The organism is Cupriavidus sp. SS-3, assembly GCF_035818815.1.
Classification (GTDB): domain Bacteria; phylum Pseudomonadota; class Gammaproteobacteria; order Burkholderiales; family Burkholderiaceae; genus Cupriavidus; species Cupriavidus taiwanensis_C.
This window is the reverse complement of record NZ_JAYLVT010000011.1, coordinates 80,104-91,881: the sequence shown is the minus strand read 5'-3', so window position 1 is coordinate 91,881 and position 11,778 is coordinate 80,104. Positions and strand designations below refer to the sequence as shown.

Sequence of the window (11,778 nt, the reverse complement as noted above, 5' to 3'; positions counted from 1 at the left end):
CTAGGAACTGAGTGCGCGATCCCAGACGGGCACCTCGCCAATATCGGCAACCAGGAAGTCGATGAAGCTGCGAATGACAGCGCGCGCATAACGCGAGCGGTAGTACATCGCGTACAGCGAATGTGAGATCGCCGCCCGGTATTCCGGGACCACAAGCTTCAGGTGCCCCGACAGGATATCGTGGGAGACCAGATAGGTGGGCAGGCAAGCGACACCGTAGCCTTGCAACGCAGCCTCGCGCAGCGCCAGGCTGGAATTCGAGGTCAGCCTGGATGCGATGCCGATGTGCTGCACCATCGTTTCTCGCTGGAACGTCCATGCGCCATTCATGGTCATTTCCGGATAAACCAGGCATTGATGCCGCATCAGGTCGGAAGGTTCCAGAATCGCTTCATGCCTGGCCAGGTACGCTGGCGCAGCGCAATATACCCAGTGTATGGGTGCCAGCTTGCGAGCGGCGTAGCCCGAGTCGGTGTCGCCCGTGATGCGCACCGCGACATCAAAGTTCTCTTCAGCGAGATTTACCAGCCGGTCGTCAAGTGTTACGCGCGCGTCCACATCCGGATATGCGCCGAGGTACCTGCCCACTATAGGGGTGAGTTGCTTGCTGCCGAACGCAATGGAGCAAGTCACCCTCAGTGTCCCTTCAAGGCGCTGGGACTGTCTGGTTGCATCAAGAGTGCTCTCTACGTCGGAGAGAATTCCGTTCGCCCGCTCCAGCATGATGCGACCACTATCCGTCAGCGTCATGCTGCGGGTCGTGCGCTTGACCAGCAATACGCCAAGTCGGTCTTCGAGCTGCGAAAGGCTCTTGCTCACGGCTGAAGGCGACAGATTGAGTTCTCTCGCAGCTGCGCTCAAGCTGCCCAGTTCGGCCACCCTGACAAACACAGTGATCTGTGTGAACGTTGCGAAGCTTTTAGACATATTTTCGGAGGCGCCGGCCTGGCAGCGTATGCGCGTCCCCTGTAGTGCTGAGGGCAGCATCATTCTATTCCGAAGCGTGACGCATCGCATCTACTTGGTTCGCGCCACCTACCCTGCGACGCCGGCATCTTTGACTTTCCATCAAAGATGGTTTGAAGGGAATTCGCTAACTGAATCGTCGAAAGTCCCTGAGAATGGATCGGGGTCGAAGGCGAAAGGAAATGAGGACCACCAATCCGTATGCAAGCGTCGGTGTGCTGAAAAGCAAAGAAGGCCCGACTGCCGAACTGCTTTAAAAAATAGCTTGAGAAATTATGGAGGAGAAATGAGACAACTGACCATTTCTGCTGAGGAGATGCGCGTGCCGTTTACGCGCTACGACCTCGGCTGGGTCATCCTGTGTATCGGGATGGCCATTGGTGCCGGCGTGGTGTTTTTGCCGGTCCAGGTCGGGATCATGGGAGTGTGGGTATTCATCGCATCCGTCATCCTGGCCTATCCCGCGCTCTACATGATGCAGAACCTTTATTTGAGGACGCTGTCGGAGAGCGCGGACTGCGATAGCTATGTCAGCATCATTACCCATTACCTGGGTAAGAACTGGGGCTTCTTTCTAAGTATTGCTTATCTCCTCATGCTGCTGAAGGGGATGTTGACGTACTCGTTGGCCGTGACCTTCGATAGCGCCAAGTATTTGCAGACCTTCGGTATCACCACCCAGCTGCTGTCGGATAGTCCGCTGTACTCTCTGACGATTCTGGTTGTGCTGGTGCTGATCGCGGCGCAAGGTGAGCGGTTGCTGTTCAAGGTCTCCGGGCCATTGGTGATCGTGAAGCTCGCTATTGTCCTGCTTTTGGGCTTCGTCATGATCCCGCATTGGGACATCATGGGGAATCTTCCTTCGTTCCCCGAGTTGAAGAAGCTGGCGATCGACACCGTGCTGACTTTGCCGTTCACCGTGTTCTCGATTCTCTTCGTTCAGATACTGAGTCCGATGAACATTGCGTTCCGCAAGCAAGATTCAGATCCGCGCATCGCGACATACCGCGCGATCCGCGCGCACCGGGTGGCATACGTCGTGTTGGTGGTATCGGTGTTGTTCTTCGCCACTTCGTTCACGTTCTCGCTATCGCACGAACAGGCATTGTCTGCCAAGGCACAGAACATCTCCGCACTGGCCCTGGCAGGTAGTGTGATTCCTGGGGCTGACGTGTTGCTGATGACGACCGCGCTGAACGTGTTTGCCATCGTGACTGCATTCTTTGGCCTGTACCTGGGGATCGACGAGGCTGTTTCCGGCATCGCGATCAATGTGCTGTCCCGGTTCATTCCCAGGGAGAACATCAACAGAAAGGTGGTTTCAATCGGCACATCGGTCCTGATCGTGGGAGCGCTCTGGCTTTGGGTGCAATCAAAGTTCTCGATCCTTTTGCTACAGCAAATCGCCGCGCCCATCTACGGCGTCACCTCCTTCATTATCCCGTGCCTGCTTGTCTACAAGGTTCCTGCGCTACACGCCTACAAGTCCAAGTCGGTCTACTTCGTATTCTTCGTGGGTGTGGTCGTATGCATGACGCCCGTATTGAAGGCATTGGGGTACTGAAAACGCATGATGGATGTTTGAGGGAATGATGTGATGGTAAAGGTTTCAGAGTTCGAATTTGACGACATCGTTGATCGCAGCGACTCCAGTTCGATGAAGTGGTGTTTTCCGGCCAGCTTTCTCACACCGCATCAGGTGCGAGCCGAGCCGATTCCGATGTGGCTGGCGGATATGGACTTCCGCTCCCCCAGCGTCGTCGTCGAGGCAATTCAGGGGATGGTGGCCAAGGGTGTGTTCGGATACTCCTCGGTTCCGGCGAGTTACTTCAAGGCGGTAGCGGACTGGCAGCGCCGGCGCTTTGGCTGGCCCGTCGACGAGGAATGGATCGTGCCGGTTGCGAGCGTCATTGCCGCGCTCAAGACCCTTATCCATGCCTTTTCCCGGCCAGGGGATTCGGTGTTGATCCAGCCGCCGGTATACGTGCACTTCCACCATGACGTCCTGATCAACGGGCGCCAGCTGGCGATGGCGCCGCTCAGGTTCGATGGCGAGCGCTACCGCTTTGACCCGGAGGCCTTCGAGCGCGCCATTCAAGCGGATACCAAGCTCTTCATTCTCTGCAATCCTCACAATCCCACCGGGAACGTCTGGAGCCCGGACGAGCTGCGCGCCATGGGCGACATCTGCCGTCGCCATGGTGTGCTCGTCATATCCGATGAAATCCATGGGGACTTCGTCTTCGGTGGTGGCAAGAGGCACACGCCCTTCGCCTCGCTGGGGGACGACTATGCCGACAACAGTGTCACCTGCATCTCGGCAAGCAAGACCTTCAACCTGGCGGGCCTGCAGTGCGCGAATATCGTCGTCTCTGACAAAGGTAAGCGGGACGAGATCAAGCGAACGATCGAGCGGAACATGAATGCGCACGTCAACATGGTGGGCGCATTGGCAACGGAGGCAGCCTACACGTCAGGGGACCAATGGGTAGACGCGCTAGTAGGAAAGGTGGCCGCCAACCATGAATACTTCCGCACCGAGGTGAACAGCCGTGTCGACGGGATCCGCGTTCTGGACTCGGACTCTCTGTACCTGGCCTGGATTGACTGCCGGGATCTGCAACTGCCTCCCGCAGACCTCGAGAACTTCCTGCTAACCAAGGCCCGCGTCTGGTTTGATCGTGGACCGAAGTTTGGCAAGGAGGGCCACGGCTTCATGCGTGCCAATCTGGCGTGCCCACGCCAGACGCTGGATCGCGCGATCTCGCAGTTGACTTTAGCGCTGCCGCGCAAGTGAGCAATGCCTCGCTCGAGGCGTGTCTTCGGGCATCTGGCTTATCGGAAGCCATCGTCGTACGTTCGCAATTGATGTTCAGCGCTTTATCCAGTGGGTCTGATTCCCCACGAAAATTTCTGCCATGTCACAAGATGTCACAGCTACGGAAGCAAGTGCTGGCTTGCCCCATGCAAGCGGGCTGATCGACCGGCGTGCGTTGCATGCCGCCTTCGCCGGCTTGAGTGCAAGTCTGGTCGCGATCGGACTCGCCCGTTTCGCCTACACGCCTTTGATACCGGCGTTGATTCAGGCCCACTGGTTCAGCGCTGCCGACGCTGTCTCGCTTGGCGCGGCGAACTTTGCCGGATACCTGGTGGGCGCACTGTCAGGCCGCTTGCTTGCCGCTCGCATGTCGAACCGGAACGTCATGCGCTGGATGATGCTGACCGCCACCGCGGCGTTCTTCGCGTGTGCGCTTCCGGTCTCCCTGAGTTGGTTCTTCATCTGGCGCTTCCTGTCCGGGCTTTCCGGCGGCGCCATCATGGTGCTGGTGGCAACGACAATCCTTCCTCATATCCCATCGGCCCGCCGGGCACTGGTGAGCGGCATGATATTTCTGGGTGTGGGTCTGGGCATTGCTGCGTCCGGCACCTTGGTACCCGGATTGCTGTCGATGGGCCTTCGTGCGGCATGGCTCGGCCTTGGGGCGGTGTCACTGCTGCTCACCGTGCTGAGTTGGGACGGGTGGCCACCCGCGGACAAGCCCGCTGGCAGACCTGCGCCAGGATCGGTGAATGAATGTGCTGCAGCCAGCCGTCCCACCCTTGCTCGCATGCTCAGCATCATCTGTATGCAGTACGCCGCTAATGCATTGGGACTGGTGCCAGCCATGGTTCTGCTGGTCGACTATGTCGCACGTGGACTGGGACAAGGCGCGACAGTAGGCGCACGCTACTGGGTGCTCTATGGCGTCGCGGCGACTGCGGGACCGCTGTTCAGCGGATGGGCCGGGGGGAGGGTAGGCTTCGGCAATGCCTATCGGATTGCCCTGTTGCTGCAGGCGATCGCAGTTGGCCTGTTGGCAATCTCGCAGCATACCGCTGTGCTAATGGTGTCAACCATCATATTGGGCGCTTTCACGCCCGGCATCGTGCCATTGGTGCTGGGACGCATACAGGAGTTGCTACCGCATGATGCCATCCACCAACGAGCCGCCTGGAGTCGCGCGACGGCATCGTTCGCGCTGTTCCAGGCGTTGGGCGGCTACGGCTATGCCTGGCTATTCTCGCGCACAGACGGAAATTACGGGCTCATCTTTGCCAGCAGCGCGGTTGCGTTGTTCCTGGCCTTAGCCATGGAATTGACTGCCAGGAGGCGAGACTGACTTTTAAGCCAGTCAAGGCCAGAGCTTTTCGCTGGCGCACGTGCTCAGTCCGGCGCCATTGACACGTCTAACTAATGAGGCTACTTTCAACGATCCGCGGCTAGGGGTGAAATCCATCTCAACGCCACCTGTTCTGCCTTTGGATCGTCGATGCCCAAGTCTGAAAGAGCTCAGCACCCTACCCTGCGGCAACTAGAACTACTCCTCGCACTGGTCTCTTCCGATGGCATAGCAGGCGCCGGCGCCAAGCTCGGCATGACGCCATCCGCCACCAGCCACGCGTTGCGGGCGCTGGAGGATGCGCTCGGTGTCCAGCTGGTGGAGCGCAACCAGACCGGGCTGTCGCTGACCTACGCTGGCGAACAGGTGCTGCCGCATGTGCGGGACGTGTTCGCCTCCTTGCAGCTGGTGACTGCCACGGCGCGTGCCGGCGCGGAACTGAAGACCGGGCTGATCCGCGTCGGCTCGTTCGGCGCAAGCGCGTCGCTGCATGCGCTGCCCAAGCTGCTGCAGCAGTTCCGGGCCAGGTATCCGGGCGTGAGCGTGGTCGTCACCGAACGGCCGGACGAGGAAACCAGCCAGGACCTGATCGAGCGCCGCATCGAGCTGGCCGCGGTCACTTTGCCCAAGCCCGACTTCGAGACCATTACGCTGGCGGTCGACGAGTTAGTTGCGGTGCTGCCCGCTGACCATGAGCTGGCCGCGCAGGCCGAAGTCCAGCTCGCCGAAATCACCCGCTTTCCGTTCATCATGACGCGCGCGGGTTCGCAGAAATTGATCCAGAGACTATTCGCGCGCCATGGTTGTCGTCCCACGATCGCGCATGAGCTGCTGCAGATCATGTCGATCCTGGAGTACGTCTCCCGTGGCGAAGGCGTCTCGATCCTGGCCCGGCTTGCGGTCCCGGATACGTATCCGGGCGTGCGCTATGTTCCGCTGCTGCCCCAGACCCGCCGCAGCATCGGGCTGGCTTGCCTGAGCGAGAACAAGCTGTCGCCCGCAGCCAAGGCGCTGTGGCAGGAGGCGAAGCGGTTCAGCGTGGCCAGGTACTAAGGTGGTGGTCTTCGGCTCGCATTGAAATCCGATTCAATTGCACATGAGCGAGGCCACTCTTAGGCTCGGGCATTTGCCGGAACCCGCCCGCTGCACGCTGCGGCGTTACGGGGACTAGCCACTATTGCCTCTTGACCATGAGTGATATCGACCGCGCCGACGTCTGGATCCAGAAAGAATATTCCCCCGAGAACAGCCACTGCTATGGGTGCGGCGTCGCCAACCCTCATGGCAACGGACTCAGGACCTACCTGAACGGCACAGAAACAGTTTCCCGTTTCACGCCGGACCCGATGTACAGCGGTGGCGTGCCTGGCAACGTCTACGGCGGCATGATCGCATCGCTGTTCGATTGCCACGGCACGGCTTCCGCTGCCGCCTTTCACAGGCAGCAGTCGGACGACCCCTCCGGACCCTTGGGCCGGTTCGTTACCGCTTCACTCCAGGTCAACTTCCTTGCACCCACGCCGCAGGCGCAGGTACTGACGGTGTCGGGAAAACTGAAAGCCATCGACGGCCGCAAGGTGTGGGTCGAGATGATGCTCACGGCGGGCGAGACTCTCTGTGCCACCGCCGAGATGCTTGCCATCGCCCTGCGCAAATGACAACGCTGGCGGCTGCCTAGGGGTTTCTCCTCTCCTTGCGCCGCAATTCAATTGAGCTTGTCGGACACCGATTCTTAGAATCGATCGCATGACCTGCAAGGAGATCTTGTCATGCGATGCAGTAGAACGCCGAACCGCAGCGTGGCCGTACCAGGCCAGTGCCCAGCGGCCCAATGCTTGCGAGGTGCGCAATGAACGTGCCTCCTGACCGCCTGGCGCTGGCCGGCATCAAGGTTCTCGACCTCTCGCGGATCCTTGCCGGGCCGAGCGCGACGCAGCTGCTTGGCGACCTTGGCGCCGATGTCGTCAAGGTCGAGCGCCCCGGGGAGGGTGACGATACCCGCAAATGGGGTCCCCCATACATCGAGGACGCCGCCGGTAACCCGACGCAGGAAAGCGCGTACTACCTCAGCGCCAATCGCAACAAGCGCTCGATTGCCATCGATCTGGCGTCGGAGGCAGGGCGCGCGCTGATCCATGACCTGCTGCAGCACGCCGACGTGCTGGTGGAGAACTACAAGGTCGGTGGGCTGGCGCGCTATGGCCTGTCATACGAGCAGCTCAAGGCACAGTACCCCAGGCTGATCTACTGCTCGATCACGGGGTTCGGCCAGACCGGCCCTTACGCGCAGCGACCGGGCTACGACTTCCTGATCCAGGGCATGGGCGGCATCATGAGCCTCACCGGCGAGCCCGACGGCCAGCCGATGAAGGTCGGCGTCGGCATCGCCGATGTCATGACTGGCATGTATGCCGCGGTGGGCATCCTCGCCGCGCTGCAGTACCGCGCCGCGCATGGCCGCGGCCAGCATATCGATGTGTCGCTGCTCGATTCGCAGATTGCGTGGCTGGTGAACGGCGCCACCAACTACCTTGCCGACGGTGTGCTGCCGCAACGGCTCGGCAACGGGCATCCCAATATCGTGCCCTATCAGGTGTTCGATACCGCTGACGCACCGATGATCCTCGCGGTCGGCAACGATGGCCAGTTCGAGCGGTTCTGCGAGGTCGCCGACCTGATGCACGTCGCCGCGGATGCGCGGTTCCGCACCAACCCGGCGCGGGTTGCCAATCGCAAAGCGGTGTGCGAGCTGGTCGCCGCGGCACTACGCCAGCGTGGCCGGTCCGAATGGCTCGCCGCGCTGGAAGACGCGGGGGTGCCATGCGGCCCGGTGAACAACCTCGAAGACGTTTTCAACGACCCGCATGTCAAGGCACGGGGCGCTGAGATCCGCATGCCCTGTGAATGGGCAAAGAACGGCCAACTGCGGCTGCTCGCCAATCCGCTCAAGCTGTCAGAGACGCCCGCGACCTATCGAAAACCCCCGCCCCGGCTGGACGAGCATCGCGACGCGATCCTGAAAGACTGGCTCGGCAACTCATAAACCAATGGAGAGACGCATGTTCGAACTGACCGCTGAACAAAGAGAACTGCAACTGGCCGCGCGCGACCTGGCGCAGAACGCATTCGCACCGACCGCTGCCGACACCGACCTGACCGAGGCCTATCCCTGGCAGAACGTGGACCGGCTGCTTGCCGCAGGCTTCATGGGGATGACGATCCCGAAGGAGCTGGGCGGACAAGGTCGCAGCTACCACGATACCGTGATCGTGATCGAGGAGATGGCGAAGGCGTGCGCCACCATGGGCCGCATTACCGTCGAAGCTAACATGGGTGCGATCGGCGCCATTCTGCGCTATGGCACCGACGAGCAGCGCAAGCTCGCCGCGGCGGCCGTGCTCAGCGGCGACAAGCCCGCCATCTGCATCTCCGAGCCCAACGCCGGCAGCGCCGCCAGCGAGATGACCACCCGCGCGGACCGGGTCGGCGACGACTACATCCTGAACGGCGAAAAGTACTGGATCACCGGCGGCGGTGTCTCGCGCCTGCACTTGATCTTCGCCCGCGTGTTCGACGATGGTGTCGACCAGGGCATCGGCGCGTTCATCTGCGTGCGCGATGGCAATGCTCCCGACGGCCTGGTGATCGGCCGCCGCCTCTACGCGATGGGCGTGCGCGGCATCCCCGAGACGCATATCGAGTTCCGCGACCTGAAGATCCACAAATCCATGCTGGTGGTACCGCCGGGCGGGCTGCAGCGCGGCTTCGCGGCGCTGATGAACGCGTACAACGCGCAGCGAGTCGGTGCCGGCACGGTGGCGCTCGGCATCGCGCAGGGCGCGTTCGAGGAAGGCGTGCGCTATGCGAAGTCGCGCCAGCAGTTCGGCCGCCCCATCGCCGAATTCCAGGGCCTGCAGTGGATGATCAGCGATATGTCGGTGCAACTGGAGGCCGCGCGCTTGCTGTTGCACTCGGCCGCGTGCAGTGGCAAGGAATTTCCCGACATGGCCCGCGCCGCCCGCGCCAAGATCTTCGCCGCCGAGACGGCCAACAAGGTCACCAACGATGCGCTGCAGCTCTATGGGTCGTCTGGCTATGGCCGCCACAACCCGATGGAGCGGCACGTCCGCGATGCCCGGATGTTCACCATTGCCGGCGGCACCGCGCAGATCCTGAGAACGCAGGTCGCGGCGAGCGTGCTCGAGATGAAGCTGCCGCAGACGCGCCACGGCTACCTCGCGAAATAAGGCCGGTCGCAAAAATAACGGAGGAGACAAAGATATGAAGCGCAGAGACTTCATAAAAGCCCTGTCGTATATCGGCGCGGGGTCCATGGCGCCGCTTGTGGGTGTGCGCGCTGCGAGCGGGGCCTATCCCGCTGCGCCGGTGCGGCTGGTCGCGCCGTTCCCGCCAGGCGGCACCGTCGATATCCTGGCACGGCTGGTTTCGTCGCAACTTGCGCGCGAGCTATCCCAATCGGTGATCGTCGAGAATCGCGCCGGCGCGGGCGGCACCATCGGTGCGGATGCGGTGGCGCGCGCCAGGCCGGATGGCTACACCGTGCTGTTTGGCGCTGCGCATCACGCCATCGCCCAGACCGTCTACCCGGCGCTGCCCTATGACATCCGCAACATGGTGCCGGTCAGCTTCCTGGGGCGGGTGGACCATGTGCTGCTGGTGACCAACAAGCTGCCGGTAAAGAACGTCGCCGAACTGATCGCCTACCTGAAGGCGAATCCCGACAAGCTGGCCTACGGCTCGCCCGGCACCGGCACGCTGCACCACCTGATGGCGGAGCAGTTCAAGGCCGTCACCGGAACCCGTATGATGCATGTCCCCTACAAGGGCTCCAGCCCCGCGCTGGTCGACCTGATCTCCGGGACCATCCAGGTCTACTTCGAAACCATGCCGTCGGCGCTGCAGTATGTCCGCAGCGGAAGCGTGCGGGCGCTTGCGGTGACTTCCAGGCAGCGCTCGCGCACGCTGCCGGACCTTCCCACCATCGCCGAGTCCGGCGTGCCCAACTATGACGCGGCGAGCTGGTACGGCTTGTTCGCGCCACGCGGCACGCCGGTGCAGGTCGTTACCGCGCTGAACGGCGCCACGGCCCGGGCGTTTGCCAACGATGTCTTTGTCGAGCAATGGCGGCGCCAGGGTGCCGAGCCCGGCGGCGGCAATCCGGAGGTGCTGCGCAAACTGCTGATGAGCGAAGTCGACCGCTGGAGCGCCGTGGCGCGGGACGCCAACATCCGGGTCGAGTAGCACGAACTGCCCTAGTCGGGGCTGTCATCACGGCATGGGAGTGCTGTGCATCCTCTCATGCCACATCTCGCAATGGTCGGCTGCCACCTGGCGCGCCGGCCATCCAACCCAAACTGCCTGGGGGAGACCATCATGAAAATTACCAAGATCGAAGTGCTCGAGGCCGAACTGTCCGGCCAGGGCGGCATTGCCTCGTGGCATCACGTATTTGTCCGGGTTCACACCGAAGAAGGCGTCAGCGGACTGGGCGAGGTCGGCATGGCGTACGGGACCGGCGCGCAGGCCGCCGGGCCGATGGTGCTGGCGCTGGGCCAGCGCTTCGTGCTGGGCCACAACGCGTTTTCGACCGAATCCGTTTGGGAGCGGATGCTGCGCAAGTCCTTCTGGGCCGAAGGCGGCGGGCCCGTGGTGTTCGGCGCCATGAGCGCGCTCGACGCGGCGCTCTGGGACATCAAAGGCAAGGCGCTTGGCTTGCCCGTGCATCGGCTGCTGGGCGCCGACACGCCGGCGCCGCTGCGCTGCTATGCCAGCCAGCTTCAGTTCGACTGGGCCGGGGAAACGGTGAACCTTGTCGACCCGGCGCGGTATCGCGAAGCCGCGGTCCGTGCGCGCGAGGAAGGCTACGACTGCGTCAAGGTCGATCCGCTGATGATCGCGCCGGACGGCAGCCGCGCTGCCAAGCTGCGCGGCATCCTGACACCCGAGCAGCGCAAGATGCTGCGCGCGCGCATGGAGGCGGTGCGGGACGGCATTGGCCCCGACGCCGACATCATCCTCGAGTTGCACTCCTTCACCTCCACGGCAGGCGCGCTGCAGGCGGCGGAAACCTTGAAGGACCTGGGGATTCTTTTTATGGAGGAGCCGACTCATTACAACGGCGCGCATGCGCACAACCGTGCCGCGCGCAAGTCGCCGGTGCCGGTAGCCGCCGGCGAGCGGCTCTATACCCGTTGGGGCTTCCTGCCGTACCTGGAGGCCGGGTCGATCGACATGATTCAGCCGGACGTGGGCCTGGTCGGTGGCATCAGCGAGGCCTGCAAGATTGCACACCTCGCGCACACCTTCGATGTGGGGGTGCAGGCCCATGTGTGCGGATCGCCGCTGGCCACAGCGATTGCGCTGCAGTTTGAAGCGGCCATCCCCAATTTCGAGATTCATGAGCACCACACGTATGCGCTGAAGGCGTGTAACAGGGATCTGTTTATCGAGGATCTGCAGCCGCAGGGCGGCCGCTTCCACGTGCCGACGGCACCGGGCCTGGGCATGACGCTCGCGCCCGAAGCAGAGCGGCGCATGGTTACCACCTTCGTCGAGCTCGGCGATTAAGCAGCAGGCAGGGCGCAGCCCCGGCATATCCCCGGCAAAACATAAGATCGATTGGAGACAAAGC

General features: G+C 62.2%; 10 protein-coding genes. 9 read left to right on the top strand and 1 reads right to left on the bottom strand.

Annotation, left to right across the window (positions count from 1 at the left end; genetic code table 11):
- Entirely contained in the window at positions 1 to 990 is a 990-nt protein-coding gene (locus tag U9J39_RS18040; RefSeq protein ID WP_051373359.1) for a LysR family transcriptional regulator, read from the bottom strand.
- Between the two features lie 262 nt (positions 991 to 1,252).
- Between U9J39_RS18040 and U9J39_RS18035 the strand changes: the two genes are divergently transcribed.
- The 9 genes from U9J39_RS18035 to U9J39_RS17995 all read left to right on the top strand — a co-directional run bounded on the left by U9J39_RS18035 (position 1,253) and on the right by U9J39_RS17995 (position 11,714).
- Complete coding sequence (locus U9J39_RS18035; RefSeq protein WP_116313377.1) at positions 1,253 to 2,530, top strand: amino acid permease; 1,278 nt, start codon at positions 1,253 to 1,255, stop codon at positions 2,528 to 2,530.
- 33 nt (positions 2,531 to 2,563) lie between these two features.
- Positions 2,564 to 3,763, top strand: a complete 1,200-nt coding sequence (locus U9J39_RS18030; RefSeq protein WP_115699556.1) for a MalY/PatB family protein — start codon at positions 2,564 to 2,566, stop codon at positions 3,761 to 3,763.
- Between the two features lie 121 nt (positions 3,764 to 3,884).
- Entirely contained in the window at positions 3,885 to 5,126 is a 1,242-nt protein-coding gene (locus U9J39_RS18025) for a YbfB/YjiJ family MFS transporter (protein WP_326347694.1), read from the top strand.
- Between the two features lie 150 nt (positions 5,127 to 5,276).
- Entirely contained in the window at positions 5,277 to 6,179 is a 903-nt protein-coding gene (locus U9J39_RS18020; RefSeq protein ID WP_020384466.1) for a LysR family transcriptional regulator, read from the top strand.
- Positions 6,180 to 6,316: 137 nt separating this feature from the next.
- Positions 6,317 to 6,784, top strand: a complete 468-nt coding sequence (locus U9J39_RS18015; protein ID WP_115712096.1) for a PaaI family thioesterase — start codon at positions 6,317 to 6,319, stop codon at positions 6,782 to 6,784.
- Positions 6,785 to 6,975: 191 nt separating this feature from the next.
- Complete coding sequence (locus tag U9J39_RS18010; protein ID WP_025583076.1) at positions 6,976 to 8,169, top strand: CaiB/BaiF CoA transferase family protein; 1,194 nt, start codon at positions 6,976 to 6,978, stop codon at positions 8,167 to 8,169.
- Positions 8,170 to 8,185: 16 nt separating this feature from the next.
- Positions 8,186 to 9,373 (top strand): 3-sulfinopropanoyl-CoA desulfinase, encoded by a 1,188-nt coding sequence (acdA, locus tag U9J39_RS18005; protein ID WP_025583077.1) that lies wholly within the window; start codon positions 8,186 to 8,188, stop codon positions 9,371 to 9,373.
- 34 nt (positions 9,374 to 9,407) lie between these two features.
- Positions 9,408 to 10,388 carry a Bug family tripartite tricarboxylate transporter substrate binding protein gene (locus U9J39_RS18000; protein WP_116313378.1) on the top strand — a complete coding sequence of 327 codons (981 nt, stop codon included), beginning with the start codon at positions 9,408 to 9,410 and terminating at the stop codon, positions 10,386 to 10,388.
- A gap of 72 nt (positions 10,389 to 10,460) precedes the next feature.
- On the top strand, positions 10,461 to 11,714 hold the full coding sequence (locus U9J39_RS17995) for a mandelate racemase/muconate lactonizing enzyme family protein (RefSeq protein WP_240987725.1): 1,254 nt from the start codon (positions 10,461 to 10,463) through the stop codon (positions 11,712 to 11,714).
- Positions 11,715 to 11,778: the final 64 nt, after the last annotated feature.